This is a genomic window from Sphingobium sp. Leaf26 (genome assembly GCF_001421665.1).
Taxonomy (GTDB): Bacteria; Pseudomonadota; Alphaproteobacteria; order Sphingomonadales; family Sphingomonadaceae; genus Sphingobium.
Genome location: NZ_LMKV01000012.1, coordinates 437097 through 454641, shown reverse-complemented (window position 1 = coordinate 454641; position 17545 = coordinate 437097). Strand labels below are relative to the sequence as shown.

Below are 17545 nucleotides of genomic sequence, written 5' to 3'. Positions count from 1 at the left end.
CTGTTTGCACCCCCGGCTCTAGCCGCAGGCCAAGTCGAGGAGAAGCGCCAACCTTGCGCCAGTGGCCTACTCTCCCCTGCCCTCGGCGGCGAACCACGTCTCCGGCGCCTTGTCGGGGCGCGGCCCTATCTCGTCCAGCGTCATCGGATCATAGAGGCGGCCATTCTTCATGACAGCACTGATCTTCATGGCGTTGGCGATATCGGCGAGCGGATCGGCGTCGAGGATCAGCAGGTCGGCGAACTTGCCCGGCTCCAGGCTGCCGACATCGTCGCTATGGCCGATGACCTCGGCCGATCCGATCGTCGCTGCCGTCAAGGCTTCCATCGGCGTTGCGCCGCCGGCGACGAGGGCCTGCATTTCCCATTGATAGCCCAACCCCTGCATCTCGCCATGGCTGCCGATGCCGACCAGCCCGCCGGCACGCTGGATGGCGACGGCGTCGGCCGCGATCTGCTGCCAGCTTTGCGCTTCGGGCGGCATCCAGTGGCGGTTGCGCAGTTTTTCGCTGACGATGCCGGATGGCACGAAATGCGTGAATTTCGGATCGTCCTGCGGGCGTTTGTTGATGATATAGTCGAACAGCATCGGCGTGGTGCCATAGGCGACTATGATGGTCGGCGTGTAGCTGGTGCGGCTCTGCGCGAAGAGGCGGACGATATCCTCATGCAGCGGCGCGACCGGGATGCTGTGTTCATTGCCCGAAAAGCCGTCGATCGCATGGGTTATGTTCAGCACCATGTCGCTGGCGCCCTCGGTCGTGGGCATCATGCCCAGATCCTTCGCCGCCTCGATCATATATTGTCGCTGGGCACGATCGCCGATCATGTAGCTTTTGATATTCCGCGTGCGATAATGGTCGCGATAGCGGGTGAGAACGTCGATCGCGTCCTGCTTGCTGTGGATTTCGGCGTTGACGAACACGCCCGGCCCGGTCGACCAGGCGCGGGGTCCGCGCATCATGCCGGCGTCGATCATGTCCTGATAGGCGAAGACGTCGGTGGTGAAGGGCTGGACGTCCAGCCCGGATGTCACGCCATAGGCCAGATTGGCCGCGAAGTCCCAATGGCCGCGCTCCTGGATGGCGCGGCGGATTTCAAACCAGTGGGCGTGCGTGTCGATAAAGCCGGGGACGATAAATTTGCCGGTTACGTCGCGGATGGTCGCGCCGGCGGGAATGGCGACCGAGCCGGACAGGCCGACCGCGACGATGCGGTTGTCGGTGATGACGACATCGGCATGGGCGATCGCGCCCTGCCCGCCCGCCATCGGCATGACGGTCGCGCCGCGCAGGACGGTGCTGCCTTTGGGCACATCGCGCGGCAGCTCTACCGGGAGAGCGACGCTTTGCGCCGTCGTTTCACCACCGCCAGATAGCGCCTGCGCGGTGGGAAGGCGGCGGAAGGTCGCACCGACCGACCAGGTGACGGTCGCGCCCTTGTCCGCCCAGTCGGTGAAATCCGCGCCGATGCGGGTCAGCTTCGCCTTTGCGACGATCGGCGCGGACAGGTCGATGGTCGGCGGTTCGCTGCCATTGGCGGGCGGGACGTCGATCAGATAGACCTGGCTGAAGGATTTGACGAGCGCATGATGGCCGTCCGGGCTGAGGCGGACTTCCTCGACAGGTGCGGGGCCGGGGAAATATTGGCCGAGGCCGGGGGCAAGCACGCGCAGTTCGACCTGCGGATCGCCGCCCGATAGCGGCACGGCGCTGACGCCGGCGGGGCTGTAGAAAAGCAGCCGGCCATCGTCCGCAAAATGCGGCAGGCGCGCGCCCATCGCGTGGGTGACGAGGGTGGCGGACCCACCCTGCGCCGGCAGGCGGATGATGTCGGTGGGGCGTGACGGGTCGATTTCCGACACAGCGCGCAGCCGGTCATAGTGGTTCGCCCTGAGCGCGACCACGCTCTTGCCGTCCGGGGCGAAGATCGGCTGGGTGTAATAGGCCGGCAATTGGGTCAGGCGCTTTGGCTCGCCGCCGGTGGCCGGGATGGTCCAGACTTGGCCGCCATCCTTCGCGGTCCAGCTAACGTAAGTGATGGTGCGGCCATCGGGCGACCAGGCAGGCTGGAAGGCGTCTTCGGCGACGATCTTGCGTGGTTTGGCATCGGCAGTGAGGTTCTGGACATAGAGGCCGCCCAGCGCGGTGAAAGTCACGCTCTTGCCATCGGGCGACTGGCGCGGCGCCTGCACCACGCGGACGCGGACCGGGCCATCTTCCTCCTTCTGGCGGACGCGGGTGAGCGGGCCGAGGCCGAGTTTGACCGGCGCGGTGAAGGGAATGTCGGTCGCCAGGCCGCTGGCGATGTCGAGCCGTTGCAACTTGCCGCCCACGCTCATCAGCAGCGCCTTGTCGCCGGGCATGAAAGTGAAGCGTGGCAGCAGATCGGCATAATAGCCGCCATCCTGCCCGTCCCGGTCGATCGGAAAGGCGATCCATCTGTCCTCGCCCGTGTCCAGATTGCGCAGGCGCAGCCCGTCCGCCTGCCCCTTTCGGCTGGCATAGGCAAGCAACCGGCCATCATGCGACAAAGCCGGCCGCATCGCACCGCCAGCGGACTGGATGACGGTTTCATCCTGTCCGGTCTTGAGGTCGCGGCGCGCGATCGACCAGTTGGGCAGGTCATTTTCGGTCCAGGTATGGCCGCGCTTGGTGGCGTAGTAGAGCATGCGGCCATCGGGCGCGGCGACGGCGCCCATGGCGTTCATCTTCGCGTCCCAATTGTCGGGCGATCCCGCCTTGGTGATCTGGATGCCGCTGCCGCCATCCTTGTCATACATGAACAGTTCGAAGGCGAGGATGGCATGGACAGTGCGCGACACGGTGACGAAGCGGCCGTCCGGCGACCAGGCGGGCGAGGTGTAGATGGCGACGCTGCTGTCGTGCGAGAGTTGCTTGAGGCCGGTGCCATCGACATTGGCGACCCACAGGTTGGTGACGCCCGACCGGTCGGAGATGAAGGCGAACTGCTTGCCGTCCGGCGAAAAGACGGGATTGCGCTCGAACGCCATGCCGGTGAGCAGCGGGCGCGCCGTGCCGCCCGACGCATCCAGCGCATAGATGTCGCCCAGAAGGTCGAACAGGATGGTCCTGCCGTCCGGCGATATGTCCGGCTGCATCCAGGTGCCTTCATGCGCGTCGTAGGCGAGCGTGCGGGTCGGCTGGAGGCTGAGGCTGTCCTTATCCTGCGCGTGGAGAGCGGGTGCCACCAGAAGGGCGGCGCCAAGCAGGAGGGAAGCGGCAAAACGCATGGCGGCCTTTCTGGCAGGTATGGGATGCAAAGAAAATGGGGCCGCCTGCCCTGTGGCAAGCGGCCCCACCAAAGGGCTTAGAGGCTCCAGTCGGCGCGCAGGCCGATGGTGCGGGGACGGATGATCGACCCCTGCGGCGTGAAGGCGTCGTTGGCGAAGGGCGCGTTCAGCACGCCATATTTGTCGAACAGATTGTTCGCGAACGCCATCAAGCGGACCTTTTCACCCAGACCCACCGAAGCCCGCAGGTCGAAGACATTGAAGTCGCCGCGGCGCGACACATCGTCGAAGCTGGTCGGCGCCGACGACAGATAGCGATGCGCAATGTCGAAGGTCGGCGCGCCCGACACGTCCGCGAAGGTCAGGGTCAGATTGTTGGATATCGACCATTTGGACGAACCGGGGAGCGTCGTCCCCTTGGGATAGCCGCCCAGCCCTGCCGCATCGAAGGGATAGGGCAGGAAAGTCGTGATCTTGGCGTCCTGATAGGTGACGTTGCTGCTGAAGCGGACCATGCGGTTCAGATTGACCGTGCCGGAAAATTCGACGCCCTTGATCCGCGCGCCGCCGGCATTGACGACATAGGAGAAGTAGGACGGCGCCGGGCCGAAGAGACGGGCCTGGATATTGTCCCAGTCGATCTGGAAGCCAGTGAGGTCGATGGCGAAGCGGCCGTCGGGGGTCTGCGCCTTGATACCGGCTTCGTAATTCTTGACCGTGTCGCTTTCATAGGAGGCGGGGATGGTCGGCAGCAGGCCGGCATTGGGGTTGATGCCGCCGACGCGGAAGCCTTCGGAATAGGTGGCATAGGCCATCACGTCCTTGGTCGGACGGAAGGCGACCGTCACTTTGGGGGTGAAGCCGTCTTCCTTCTGGTTGACGCTGCCGGTGCTGTCGGTCGGCGTATAGCCGCCCGGATAGCCGCCCAATGCGCCGGCTTGGTTCAGCACGTCGGCCTTGGCGGTGGTGTCGAAATAGCGGCCGCCCACGGTGATCTCGAACTGTTCGATCGGCTTGAACGACAATTCGCCGAACACGCCGAAATCCTCGTTCGTGCTGCTGGTATAATAGCCATAGAGGCGGTCGCCCGGCGTCAGTTGCGCGCCGCTAAAGCCGCCGAACAAGACGGGATTGGCGTCGATGAAGTCCGCCGCGCCCGCCTGAATGATCTGGTCGTAGCTGGTTTTCTTCGCCTGCATATAGCTGACGCCGACCAGCCATTTGAACGGCCCTTCGCCCGCGGAGGCCAGGCGCGCCTCCACCGTCTTGATGAGCGCATCCGCGTCGCCCAGCGAATATGCCGCGCCGTCGCCGGTCGTCACGCCGGTCACATAGGGAGAGGGATAGGAAAAGACGGTGGTGTTGTTCTTCTTGGTGATCGAACCCAGCACGGTCAGGTTGGCGATGTCGCCCACTTCCTGGTCGAGGCGCAGGCTGCTCATCCAGAAATCGGTCTTCTGCGTTTCGGCGCGCGGCAGGTTGCGGACATAGGGGTTGGGCAGGTCGAGATAGGTCTGGTCGTCCAGTTTGCTGTCCTGATAGTTGGACAAGAACGTCACCTTGGTCGTTTCACCCAGATGCGCGACGATCGACCCGCGCAGGCCGCGGCTGCGGAAGTCGTTGGAGCCGTTCACGCCGATGCCCGGATTGTCGAGATAGCCCGCGTCCGAACGCTGGAACGCGACCAAGCGCAGGGCGAGTTGGTCCTGCACGAGGGGAATGTTGATCATCGCCTTGGCGGCATAGTTGAGTTCGCCACTGGCGTTCTTCGTCGTGCCGATCAGGCCGGAGGCGGCGGCGTCGATCTTGCTGGCGTCGGCGACATTGGCGACATAGTTGACCAGGCCGCCCAGCGTGGACGAGCCGAACAATGTGCCCTGCGGCCCGCGCAGCACTTCGACGCGCTGCAGGTCGAACGTGTCGATGTCGGGGATGCCGATCGGGAAGCCCGGCTCCACGATGGGCACTTCATTGAGATAATAGCCGACCGTGGTCTGGCCCTGCTCATGATAGGTGGTGGCGGCGACGCCGCGGATGACGACTTCGGAAATGCCGGGCTGATAGTCGTTGAAGACCACGCCGGGCAGGCGGGTGATATAGTCCGACAGGCTGTTGGCGTTCATCGCCTTGAGCTGTTCGCCGGTCACCGCGCTGATCGGCATCGCGACCTGGCGGATATCTTCGTTGCGCTTGCCGGCGGTCACGATGATGGCGTCACTATCTTCGGCGGGCACCTGCGCCAGGGCGGGCGCGGCGAACAGGGTTGCGGCCGCCAATGCGGCGAGGCTGACCGACTTTATGGGCATAATCGTCTTCATGTCTTTCCCCTTATGGCTGGGCCGGAGCGCCGTGTTCGGTCGCCCCCGCCCGATGATGAAATCGCGTCAGGCGCTGAACCGCTCAGTGCCGTTCACAATGGTCTTGAGTATCTTCGTCGCGCCGGTTCTGGCCGGGTCGATCGCGAACAGATTGGCATCCATGACGACAAAGTCCGCCAGCATCCCCGGCGCGATCCGGCCGACACGATCATCCTGGAAACCGGCAAAGGCGTTGGTCGCGGTATAGGCGTGGAGCGCCTGCGCCATGGTCAGCTTCTGGTCGGGCAGCCAGCCGCCCGGATTGGCGCCGTCGATCGTCTGGCGCAACACGGCGGCGGCCACGCCGGTCAGCGGATCGAGCGGGGCGACGGGCCAGTCCGACCCGAACGCGACCTTCGCCCCGGCGTCGAGCAGCGACTTGAAGGCGTAGGTGCCCTTCAACCGCTCCGTGCCCACGCGCTGGATCGCCCAGCGGCCGTCGTCGATCGCATGATAGGGCTGCATCGAGGCGATGACCTGCTGTTTGGCGAAGCGCGGGATCGCGGCGGGCGCCAGATGTTGGGCATGTTCGATGCGGAAGCGGCGGTCGCGCGCGCCATTTTTGGCAGCGGCGGCGGCGAAGATATCGAGTGCCTCGTCATTCGCCTTGTCACCGATGGCGTGGATGGTGATCTGGAGGCCGGCTGCGTCGGCGTCATTGGTCCATTGCTGGACGTCAGCCAGCGTGTGGATCGGCATGCCGCTATTGCCGGGCGCATCGTCATAGGCCTGGTAGAACATAGCCGTGCGCGACCCCAGCGAGCCGTCATATTGCAGCTTAAGCCCGCCCCAGCGCACCCAGTCGTCGCCGCGCCCTTCGGCATCGACCAGCGCCTTGACCTTCGCCCAGTCCTGCAACGGCAGGAAGGAATAGAAGCGCATGTCCGTTTCGCCCTTGGCGCGCAGGCGGCGCAGCGCGTCATGGGTCATCCAGTCCAGTTCGGTGGTGTGCACCTGCGTCACGCCCTTCGACAGGCCATGGGCGATCCCCTTGCGCACCGCCCCCTCCCGATCCGCTTCGGTCGGGGCGGGAATGGCGCGCTTGGCCAGATCCATAGCCGCGTCCTTGAGGATGCCGGTGGGGTTGCCGTCCTTGTCGCGGACGATGACGCCGCCGGGGACGTCCGGCGTGTTGCGGTCGATGCCCGCAGCCCTGAGCGCCGCGCCGTTGAGCGCCAGCATGTGCAGGTCGAGCCGCTGCACCGCGACCGGGGTGTCGGGCGTCACCGGGTCCATCCAGCTACGGTCGGGCAGCGCGCCGCCCCATAGTTCCGCGTCCCAGCTACCACCCTGCACCCATTGGCCAGGCTTTATCTGGCGGGCCGCTTCGCCGACGATGCGGGCGAATTCCTGCGGGCTTTTCGCCTCCCGCAGGTTGGGCTGGGTGAGAAGGTCGGAGCCGATCAGGAAATGGGTGTGGCAGTCGATGAAGCCGGGCATGACGAAGGCGCCACCCAGATCCACGACGCGGGTGGCCTTGGTCATGTGCGCCTTGACCGCTGCGCTGCCCAGTGCCGCGATCCGTCCGCCGGCGATGCCGATGGCGGAAAGGGCCGGCGTCCCCTGCCCGGTCCAGACCAGCGCGTTGACATAAGCGGTGTCGAGCGCCGGCCCCTTTGCCCAGCCGCGTGCCGACATCAACGCCAGCGCGACGCCCCCCGCGCCCCCGGCCAGCAGGTCGCGACGGCTGATGCTCATGCCTGTGTCTCCTCTTCCAGACGATCTTCATTGTAGAGCCGCATCCAGTCTCGCAGCGGCCCCCGGTCCATGGTGCCGACGATCTGGTTGATGCCGGTGCGCGATTCGTCGCGGCCCAGCTTGAACCGGCCGTCGATGCTGCGGACATGGGCGCGGAAGGCGATGATGTGCGGCAGCATGGCAGGTAGCCGACCTTCGGCATCGCTGACCTGCCATGGGGCAGCGCGGCCCTGTTCCATGCGATCGGTCAGTCGCTCGATCGATTCGCGGGTTTCTTCGGGCACGAATGAGACAACGACTTGGACAGTTGCAGCGGCATAATTCCAGGTCGGCACCCATTGCGGATTACCCTGATACTCTGGCGAAATATAACCCTGCGGACCATTGACCAGTATCAGCGCTTCGGGCTGATGCCGCAGCAAAGCCACATGGGGATTGGACAGGGCCATATGGCCGAACAGGGCGACCAGCGCGCCATCCGCGTCACATTCCGCCAGCAGCGGCAGCGGGCTGGCGCCGAAGCCGGACGCCCCCGCCGACACCAGCCAGCAGAGCGGATATTGGTCGATCAGGGCGATCACGTCGTCCGGGGTGCGCGGCGGATATTTCATGTTGGTGACAATGAGTCGCAATGGACCCGTCAGAAACATCCAATTCTACAAAGTGGAGGGGTCCAAGCTGTTTTTCATGGCGCCGTGCAATCGTGCAACGCCTGTAGCACCGCCCGCGCTTCCGCTTCATCCAGACTGGCAAAGCCGAGGCGCAGGCCGCGTTCGGCACTGTCGTCAGTGGCATAGCTGTGGGACGAGGCGAAGCTGAGGCCCAGATCGGGCGCGCGCGCCTCGATCCGGTCGAGCGCGGCGGGATCGCGGAAGCGCAGCCAGAAGGCGAGGCCGCCATCGGGGATGCGATAGTCGATCAGGTCGCCCAACGTGGCGTCCAGGCTGCGGGCGAAGGCATCGCGCCGGGCGGCGTAGATTTGCGCGGTCTTGCGGATGTGGCGGCGCACCTCCCCGCTTTCCAGCAGATGGGCGGCGACCCCTTCGGTAATGCTGTTGCCCATGCCGTCGATCATCGAAATCTGATAGGCGAGCGCGTCGATCATCCGTGGCGCGGCGGCGATGTAACCGATGCGCAGCGCCGGCACGAGCAGCTTCGACAGGGAGCCGGCATAGATGACCCGCGCCGGCGCATAGCTGGCCATAGGCAGCAGCGGCTGCGCGCCGAAATGAAATTCATGGTCATAATCATCCTCGATGATCGCGAAGGCGAACTGCCGCGCCAGTTCCAGCAGGCGCAGCCGCCGATCCGGGCGCATCGAGACGGTGGTGGGAAATTGATGGTGCGGGGTGACGAAGATGGCGCGCACGCGATGTTTGCGACAGGCGCGCTCGACATCGGTGACGTCTACGCCATCCTCGTCCAGCCCGACGGTGACGATCCTGGCTCCACAGGCGCGGAAGGCGGCGACGGCGGGTTCGTAGGTGAGCCGTTCCACCAGCACCGCATCGCCCGGCCGGATCAGGACGCGCGCGGTCAGGAAGACGCCCATCTGACTGCCGCGGGTGATGCAGATATGGTCGGCGCTGACCATCAGGCCACGCTGGCGCCGCAACATGTCGGCAATCTCGCGCCGCAGATGCGGCGATCCGCGCGGATCGCGATAGGACAGGCTGTTGGTGCGGGCGGCATCCTCGGCCGCCTTGCGATAGGCGCGCGGCAGCAGATCGGCAGGCAGCAGGCGAGAGTCCGACACGCCCTCGTCCAGCTTGCGCCAATGGCCGACGGGGATGGCGATCGGCCGGTCGGGCGCGGCGAGGAAGGGATATTCGGTTTCGTCCGCCGCGATGGCCGGCGCGGCAGCGAGGTGGACGGCATCGGCCGCCTCGCTGCGCGGCAAAGAGGTCGATACCCGCGTGCCGCGCGTGCCCGCGCTCGCCAGCCAGCCCTGGGCGATCAGTTCCTCATAGGCCGTGACGATGGTCTTGCGATTGACATCCAGCGCGTCGGCGAGATCGCGGCTGCTGGGCAGATATTCGCCCGGCAGCAGGCGCCCACGCTCTATCTCATGGATCAGGCCATGGGCGATCTGCATGTAGCGCGGGCTGTCCGGCGCGATTTTGACACGTTCCTTCAGCAGAAGGGTCCAGGGGCGCAACATCGGCCGCATCATGGCGACGTCCGTGGGAAAAATCCATATCGTCTCGCTCCAGGCACGAACCGCGCGACGACAGCCTGCCCTACCGCTCCAGCTTCGTCGCCAGCAGCACCAGGGTCGTGGTCTTTTCGATGCCGTCCAGTTGGCCGATATCGTCGATGATGTCGTTGAGTTCGGCGCCGCCCTCCGCCTCCAGCACGGCGATGATGTCATATTCGCCGCTGATGGCATGGACGGCCTGAACATCGCCGATGCGGATAAGGGCGTTTTCGACGGCGCGGCGATGGCGGGGCAGCGTCTTGATCATCATGTGTGCGCGCATGCGGCTGGCGGAAAATTCGGCGCCGAGGCGGATGGTATAGCCCGCGACGATGCCTTCTTCCTCCAGCCGGGCGATGCGGGAATAGAGATGGCCGCGCGAGACGCCCAGTTCCTTGGCGAGCTGGGCGATGGGCTGGCGCGAATCCTGCCGCAGCAGCGTCAGCAGTCGATCGTCCACTTCGTCGAGGCGCTGGCTGCCATGGGGCATCACGGCGCCATGGCTTCATCCGCGAACATCGCGGTCTGTGGTTCCGTACCGGCCGACATGCGGCCACGATACATGCCCAGATCATTGATGGCAAAGGCGGGGGCGCCATCGACGCCCATGGCGATCAGGCCGCCGTCGCCGCCGATCGCGCCGACCGCCCCTATGGTCGATTGCGCTGCGTCGGCGATCGTCTGGCCATGCCAGGCGACACGATCGCACAACTGGCGCGCGGCGCTTTCGCGGATGAAATATTCGCCCGACCCGGTGGCGGAAACGGCGCATTGGCCGTTCTTGGCGTAGGTGCCGGCGCCGATGATGGGGGAATCGCCGACCCGGCCCCAGCGCTTGCCGGTCATGCCGCCGGTCGATGTCGCCGCAGCCAGATTGCCCTGCTGGTCCAGCGCGACCGCGCCGACGGTGCCGAACAAATGGGTGCGATCGACCGCCGCCGCCTGCTTCTTGTGCCAGGCGAGCAATTGCTGCCAGCGTTCTTCCGTCCTGAAGTAAGCGGGATCGACCTGCTCCAGGCCCTGTTCGGCCGAGAAGCGATCGGCCCCCGGACCGGCGAGCATGACATGGCGGCTCTGGTCCATCACCGCGCGGGCCAGGTCGACCGGGTGACGGGTGCGGGTGACGCCTGCGACCGCGCCGGCCCTGAGTGTCGCGCCGTCCATGATCGCGGCGTCGAGTTCATGGCGGCCTTCCGCCGTGAAGACCGCGCCGCGCCCGGCGTTGAAGAGCGGATTATCCTCCAGCACGCGCACCGCCGCTTCGACCGCATCGAGCGACGCGCCGCCCTTGTCGAGGACGGCGCCGCCAGCCCGGAGGGCGGCGTCCAGTCCGGCGCGGTAGGCCTTTTCCTTTTCGGGCGTGACGCTGCTGCGCTCGATCACGCCTGCGCCGCCGTGGATGGCCAATGACCAGCGGGGCGGTTGCGCCACCTTGCCGCCCTGCGCGCTGTAGATGCGCTCGAACAGGGGGCGATCGACCGTGCCCTGCGGCAGGTGCAGGACCGAATTCGGGCCGATGCCCGTCACCTTGATGCGGGCGACGTTTAGCGGCCCCCTGGGATCGAGGCCGCGCAGGCTGCTGCCATCGACCAGCCAGGCGCTGCCTTCTGCATCGGTGGCGTAGATGCGGCTGCTGCCGTCCGGCTCTACCGCAAGAGCCGCGCTTTCGTCCACGCCCAGGCCCAGCATGGCGGGCTGGTCGGCCGGGCGACCGGCCTGCGCCTTGGCCACGAAGGCGAAGAGGCGGCCGAGACGATCGCGCTCCTTGAAATGGGTGTCGGTGACGATGCCCCTGAGCAGCGCGAGGTGCAGGAAATCGCCCTCGATCGTGTTGGCGGGGCCGAAGGGAGCGGCCAGCGCTTCGGGACTTGTGATGCTGCCATCGTCCATCGCGCCGTAAAGCTTCTCGCCCAGCATGGCGAGGCCGGCGCTGGTGCCGGCGATCGGCTTGCCCGCCGCGACATGGGCGTCGAGCAACGTAGCGACCGGCGTGCCCTTCCAGAAGCGGACGTAGCGGGCCTGATCGCCGCCGGCGATGAAGATGCCGTCGGCCCGTTTCAGGCTGGCAAGGATCTTGCGATCGGTGGCGGCGGCGCGGTTGGTGAAGACGAAGGTTTCGGCGGACTGGATGCCGCCCAGTTCGCGGAAAAACTCCTCGCCGATCTGCCCTTCCTGCGAAGCGCGCAGGATGACGATATGGCCATGGCCCGCCTTGGCGAAGAACCATTGCATGGCGTCGTGATTGCGATCACCGCCGCCCATCAGGAGCAGCCCGCCCGATACGGGATCAGGCGTGGGCGTGGTCAGTTTGCCCAGCCGGTAATGGCGATAGGCCGCCTCCTTCGCCTGCGCTGTCACCATGGTTGTCGCCAGGGCGGCGAGCGCGATCAAGGCCTTCAGCCTGCCCCGCATATCTATCTCCTTCGTTCGATATGCGCATTTTCATGTCACATATTGTCCACAGCGCAAAACAATATGTTCCTTTTTACGATCAGTCTGATTGAAACGGAAAGCCATTTCTGTTGTAATATGTAGAAATATGGGGACATGCGGCATCAGGGGCCGCGAACAGGGGGTTATTATGCGGTTGTCGGGAACGGTACGTCTGGCGCTGGGTCTGGGGTGCAGCCTGCCGGCGCTGATCGGCGGGGCGATGGCGCAGACGGCGGCGGAGCCGAGCGGCGAGAGCGAGATCATCGTCACCGGATCGCGCATTCCCCGCGCTGCGCAGGAAGGGCCGGCGCCGGTCACGACCATCACCGCCGACACGATCCGCGCCAATGGCTATACCAGCGTGCCCGACATCCTGCGCGCGGTGACGCAGAATGGCGGCGAGACGCAGAGCCAGCAGTCGTTCAGCGGCGCCAGCTTCACGCCGGGCGCGCAGCAGGTCGACCTGCGCGGGCTTGGCCCCAACCATACGCTGGTGCTGGTCAACGGCCGCCGCATCGCCGATTTCCCGCTGCCCTTCAACGGCCGCAGCAACTTCACCGACGTATCCAACATCCCGCTGGGCCTGATCGAACAGGTCGAAGTGCTGAGCGGCAGCGCGTCGGCCATTTACGGGTCGGACGCGATCGCCGGCGTCATCAACTTCAAGCTGAAGGACAAGGTGGACGGCACGACGATCGACTATCGCCATGGCCGCACCGAGCATGGCGGCGGCGCGTCGCATCGTATCACCGCGACGACGGGCTGGTCCAACGATCGCTTCCATATCGTCGCGGGCGCGGAATATCTGCTGCAAAAGCCGCTCTGGGCCTATCAGCGCAAGATACAGGACAGCACGGCGGACAATCCCGATACCGCCGTGCCGCTCGCCCGCCGGACCTTCCTGCGCTATAATCCCGATGAGGACGTATATGTCGATCCGACTGCGGCGACCTGTGGCGCGCTGTCTTACCTGAACGGCGGGTCCACCTATTATGCATCGCGCCCGCGCTATGGCGCTTATGACGATGCGCTGGAGGATTATGGCCCCGGCTATTTCTGCGGCAGCAACACGTCGATCGGTTACGGCACGGTCATTTCGCGGCGTGAGGGGTTCAACAGTTTCGCCTCGGCCGGATATGAATTGTCCGACGCGGCGCAATTGTTCGTGGATGCGCAGTTCGGCGTGAGCAAAGTGGCGCTGATGTCCGATGTGCTGAGTTGGGGCTATCAGAATAGTTCAGGCAGCAGCGACACGACCTTCTATAACAGTTTCGACGGGCAGTTGGACGATTGGTATCGCCAGTTCACGCCGGAGGAATCCGGCGGCTTCGGCAATGTCATGACCCGCAACCGGCAGCAGACGTTCAGCATCACGCCGGGGATCAAGGGTAGCTTCGCCGACAAATGGTCCTATGAACTGTCCTACAACCACAGCGAATATAAGGCGAAGGTCAAATTCCCGCAGATCATCGCGGCCAAGGCCAATGCCCTGTTCCTGGGCGAGCAGCAGGGCGTGGACGAAGATAGCGGCTATCCGATCTTCAACGCTGACCCGACCCGGCTCTATACGCCGCTGACCAAGGCGGAATATGACAGCATCGCGGTCTACAGCGTCTATAATCCCAAGAGCTGGACCGATAACGTCTCCGCCACACTGACCAGCACCGAATTGTTCAGCCTGCCGGCCGGGCCGGTCGGCTTCGCGGCGGTCGGGGAAATCGGCAAGCAAGGCTATGACCTGAACCCCGATCCGCTGGCGCTGACCGACTATTATTATGGGCTGAAGGACAGCGCCGGCAAGGGCAAGCGCAGCCATTGGGCGCTGGGCGGCGAATTGCGCGTGCCGGTGACCAGCTTCCTGCAATTGTCGGGCGCGGCGCGGTTCGACCATTTCCGCTTTGCCGGCAATGGTATCGGCAAGTTCACCTATAATGCGGGCGCGGAATTGCGGCCGACGAATACGCTGTTGCTGCGCGCCGCATACGGCACCAGCTTCCGCGCGCCCGACCTGCATTATGTCTTTACCGGGCCGGGCAATACCCACCCTTCGGCAACCGACTATTATAGCTGCCGCACCGAGGAGCCGGACGAGGATCTGGGCGATTGCAGCTATGCCGACGAGGGCATCGTCGCCCAGCGCAACGGCAATCGCGCGCTGAAACCGGAAACGGCCAAGTCGTTGAATGCCGGCATCGTCTGGTCGCCGTCGCGCCATTTCGATGTGTCGGTCGACTATTTCCGCGTGTCGCTGTCCAATCAGGTGCAGGATCTGGATATCGACACGCTGTTGCGCGACGAGGCGGACTGCCGGATCGGCACCACCATGGGCGGCGCCGCGGTCGACATCAATTCGCCCACCTGCCAGGACGCTCTGACGCGCGTCCATCGCTTCACCAGCGGCGTGAACGAAGGCTATCTGGATTCGGTGTCGATCAACCCGATCAACATCGCGCACGAAAAGACCAGCGGCATCGACATCGCGGTGCATGGCAACGTGCCGACCAGCTTTGGCGAATTAAGCCTGTCGGTGGCGCATACCCATGTGTTCGACCATAAATTCCGCCAATATCCGGGCGATGCGTCGATCGACAAGCTGGCGGCGACCAGCGGCTATTATATCCCGCGCGACAAGAGCACGGCCAGCATCACCTGGGCGGTCGAGGGGCTGAAATGGACGCTGGAGGGGCGGCGTCTGGGCAAGCTGCCCAATTATGACGAGGACGCCTATATCAAGGCGAGCTATCTGTTCAATTCGACGCTGCAATATGATTTTACCGACCATCTGCGCGGGTCGTTGTCGGTCACGAACCTGCTGGATCGCAAGCCGGTGAAGGACGCGACCTACGCTGCCTATCCCTATTATGACATCAGTTGGTTCGACAGCGTCGGGCGCAGCATGTTCATGCAGCTGACCTACAAGCTGGGTGGATCGGCGCTGTAAGATATCGGATGCCCCGTCTCCTGCCCGGTGAGCGGGCGGGGGATGGCGTATTTCCTGCGTCTTTACGGACTGTTTGAAACCCCAGCTTTCCAGACGGATAATAAAGCTGAATTTCACTACTGAATGAGTAGATATATGGCCGTCGTCAGCTTTTTCGGCTGGCTTTGGCCGATCGTCATTCAGGATATGCCATGACCTTTTCTTCCGATCCGCTGCTGCCCCAGGAGGGCATCCAGTTTCCCCAGCAGATCGACCTGGTGGTCGAGGGCCTGCATCAGGCGCGGCTGGACTGGCGGGCGGGTCATGCGCGCCACGCGGAACAGGGCGTCTATTTTCCGTCGCGCCAGTCGCTCAAGCGCATCGCCAACGAGTTGATGATCGCGCTGTTTCCGCTGCGCGTCGGCCCGCCGGAATTGACCGCGCAGAATGAAAATAATTATGTCGCGGCGTCGCTGGAATCGACCCTGTCGCAACTGGCGGCGCAGATCAGGCTGGAACGCGGCTATGATGCGCAGGGCAGCGACCAGACCGCGATCGCGCTGGACGTCGAACGGGCCATCGGCATCTTCGCCGCGCGCCTGCCCGACCTTCGCCGCCTGCTCGATACCGATGTCGAGGCCGGCTATGCCGCCGACCCCGCCGCGCGCAGTGTGGACGAGGTGTTGCTGGCCTATCCGTCGCTGACCGCTGTCATCCATCATCGCATCGCCCATCTTCTGTATCGACTGGGCGCGCCGCTGGTGGCGCGGGTGATCGCCGAGATCGCGCATGAACGCACCGGCATAGACATCCACCCCGGCGCGACGATCGGCAGCCATTTCTTCATCGACCATGGCACCGGCGTCGTGATCGGCGAGACGGCGATCATCGGCGACCGGGTGCGCCTGTATCAGGGCGTGACGCTGGGCGGCGATCCCGATGTCGACGGCCGGCACGACGTGCCGCGTCATCCGATCGTCGGCGACGATGTCGTCATCCACGCCAATGCCAGCATCATCGGTCGGGTGACGATCGGCGCGGGCGCGCGGGTCGGCGGCAATGTGTGGCTGCGTCAGGATGTGCCGGCCGGCGGCATGGTCGAAGCGCCGGCGCCGACGATCCGCGTCTGACAGGATGAGGGCTACCGGATTTACGCGCCGGACCGGGGCCATGGCGGGTCGGGGACGGGCTTTCGTTAACCAAAGGCTCATCCAACCCGGCTAAGCTGACCATCCCTTCATCGAACGATCGCGCATGTCCGACCCATCCGACCTCCTCCTCGATACCCTGTCCCGCTATGCCGGGTGGAGCGGCCCGATCATCGGCCTGCTGGCCTTTTTCGAATCGCTGGTGCTGATCGGCCTGTTCGTGCCCGCCATCGCCACGATGATTGCAGTCGGCGGGCTGATCGGCGCGGGCATCATCCATCCTGCGCCGGTGTTCGCCTGCGCGATCATCGGCGCCATATTGGGCGACTGGGTGTCCTATGCCTTGGGTCGGCGGATCGGCCCCCCCATCTATCGCCATCGCTGGCTGAAGGGGCAGCGACTGGCCTTTGCGCGGGCGCGGTTGTTCTTTCGCCGCCATGGCTTCATGTCGGTGCTGATCGGGCGGTTCCTGGGGCCGGTGCGCTCCACCGTGCCGGTCGTGGCCGGCGTGGTGAAGATGCCGCCGCGCCTGTTCCAGACCGCCAATATCCTGTCCGCCATGCTGTGGGCGCCGGCCTTGCTGCTGCCGGGCTATTTTGCCGGCGGCAAGCTGGCGCAGTTCGATTTGCAGGCCGAACATCTGATGCTGATCGCGATCGGCCTGTGTGTCGTGCCGATGCTGCTGGGCTGGATCGCCCTGCGCATCGCGAGCAAGCCCCGGTTGCGCCCGTCCCGCGCCCGCGCGGTTTAGCTGCGGGTAAAGCGCCAGCGATTATCGTCGCTTTCCGCCGCATCGAAGCGATAGCCGTCGCTGTCGAAGCCGCGCATCGCATCACGATCGGTGACATGATGCTCGCACATCCAGCGCGCCATCATGCCGCGCGCCCGCTTGGCATTGAAGCTGACGAAGCGCGGGCCGTTTGGTCCCGGTTCGCGAAAATCGACGTCGATGATCCGGGCGCCGGCCAGCTTGCCCTCGACCGCCGCATAATATTCCTGGCTGGCGAGGTTCAGGATCGTGCCTGATCCTTCCTCCGCCAGTTGCGCGCGCAGCAGGGCCGCGATCCGGTCCCCCCACCAGTCGGTCAGGCGCTTCTGCCGCGGCGCCCAGCGCGTACCCATTTCCAGCCGATAGGGGCGGATCGCATCGAGCGGCCGCAGCAGGCCATAGAGGCCAGAGAGCATGCGGACATGATCCTGCGCGAAGGCGATACCGGCATCGTCCAGCGTATGCGCTTCAAAGCCGGTATAGACGTCGCCGGCGAAGGCGAAGAGCGCCGGCCGATCGGGCAGGTCGGCGAAGTCGCGGAAGCGGTCGGCATTGAGTTTCGCCAGCCGTGGCGAGATGTGCATCAACTCCGCCAGCTTCTTCTGCGTCAGGTTTGCGGCCGATCGGGCGAGGCTGCTCGCTTCTTCCGCGAAATGCGGGGCGGTCGGGGTGAAGGCGGGCAGCGCGCTTTCAAAATCAAGCGTCTTGGCGGGGGATAGAAGGACGATCATGGCACTGCCGGTAGCGGCGGCGGACGATGGCGTCAAACGG

11 protein-coding genes are annotated in these 17545 nt (G+C 65.0%); 3 read left to right on the top strand and 8 right to left on the bottom strand.

The genetic code is table 11. From position 1 onward, the window contains the following. Positions 1-66 precede the first annotated feature (66 nt). The 7 genes from ASE85_RS11120 to ASE85_RS11090 all read right to left on the bottom strand — a co-directional run bounded on the left by ASE85_RS11120 (position 67) and on the right by ASE85_RS11090 (position 11916). On the bottom strand, positions 67-3252 hold the full coding sequence (locus ASE85_RS11120) for an amidohydrolase family protein (RefSeq protein WP_056687757.1): 3186 nt from the start codon (positions 3250-3252) through the stop codon (positions 67-69). 77 nt (positions 3253-3329) lie between these two features. Then, positions 3330-5570, bottom strand: coding sequence for a TonB-dependent receptor (locus ASE85_RS11115; RefSeq protein ID WP_056687754.1), 2241 nt, complete (start codon positions 5568-5570; stop codon positions 3330-3332). 66 nt (positions 5571-5636) lie between these two features. Beyond that, complete coding sequence (locus tag ASE85_RS11110) at positions 5637-7307, bottom strand: amidohydrolase (protein ID WP_056687750.1); 1671 nt, start codon at positions 7305-7307, stop codon at positions 5637-5639. Next, positions 7304-7957, bottom strand: a complete 654-nt coding sequence (locus ASE85_RS11105) for an FMN-binding negative transcriptional regulator (RefSeq protein ID WP_056687747.1) — start codon at positions 7955-7957, stop codon at positions 7304-7306. The genes ASE85_RS11110 and ASE85_RS11105 overlap by 4 nt, the downstream gene beginning before the upstream one ends. A gap of 35 nt (positions 7958-7992) precedes the next feature. Then, a complete protein-coding gene (pdxR, locus tag ASE85_RS11100) occupies positions 7993-9468 on the bottom strand; it encodes a MocR-like pyridoxine biosynthesis transcription factor PdxR (RefSeq protein ID WP_056688702.1) in 1476 nt (491 codons plus the stop codon). Positions 9469-9547: 79 nt separating this feature from the next. Further along, a complete protein-coding gene (locus ASE85_RS11095; protein ID WP_056687743.1) occupies positions 9548-9994 on the bottom strand; it encodes an Lrp/AsnC family transcriptional regulator in 447 nt (148 codons plus the stop codon). Next, the gene (locus ASE85_RS11090; RefSeq protein ID WP_056687740.1) at positions 9994-11916 is read right to left on the bottom strand and encodes an isoaspartyl peptidase/L-asparaginase; all 1923 of its coding nucleotides are present in this window, start codon (positions 11914-11916) and stop codon (positions 9994-9996) included. The genes ASE85_RS11095 and ASE85_RS11090 overlap by 1 nt, the downstream gene beginning before the upstream one ends. Before the next feature lie 169 nt (positions 11917-12085). On the opposite strand from ASE85_RS11090, the gene ASE85_RS11085 reads away from it, so the two are divergent. From ASE85_RS11085 to ASE85_RS11075, 3 genes are all read left to right on the top strand, one after another. Next, complete coding sequence (locus tag ASE85_RS11085) at positions 12086-14878, top strand: TonB-dependent receptor plug domain-containing protein (RefSeq protein ID WP_056687737.1); 2793 nt, start codon at positions 12086-12088, stop codon at positions 14876-14878. Positions 14879-15069: 191 nt separating this feature from the next. Next, a complete protein-coding gene (gene epsC / locus ASE85_RS11080; protein WP_056687734.1) occupies positions 15070-15987 on the top strand; it encodes a serine O-acetyltransferase EpsC in 918 nt (305 codons plus the stop codon). Between the two features lie 124 nt (positions 15988-16111). Further along, positions 16112-16756 carry a DedA family protein gene (locus tag ASE85_RS11075; protein ID WP_056687732.1) on the top strand — a complete coding sequence of 215 codons (645 nt, stop codon included), beginning with the start codon at positions 16112-16114 and terminating at the stop codon, positions 16754-16756. Here ASE85_RS11075 and yaaA read toward each other — a convergent pair. Then, the gene (gene yaaA, locus ASE85_RS11070) at positions 16753-17505 is read right to left on the bottom strand and encodes a peroxide stress protein YaaA (protein WP_056687729.1); all 753 of its coding nucleotides are present in this window, start codon (positions 17503-17505) and stop codon (positions 16753-16755) included. The genes ASE85_RS11075 and yaaA overlap by 4 nt on opposite strands. Between the last annotated feature and the right edge of the window lie 40 nt (positions 17506-17545).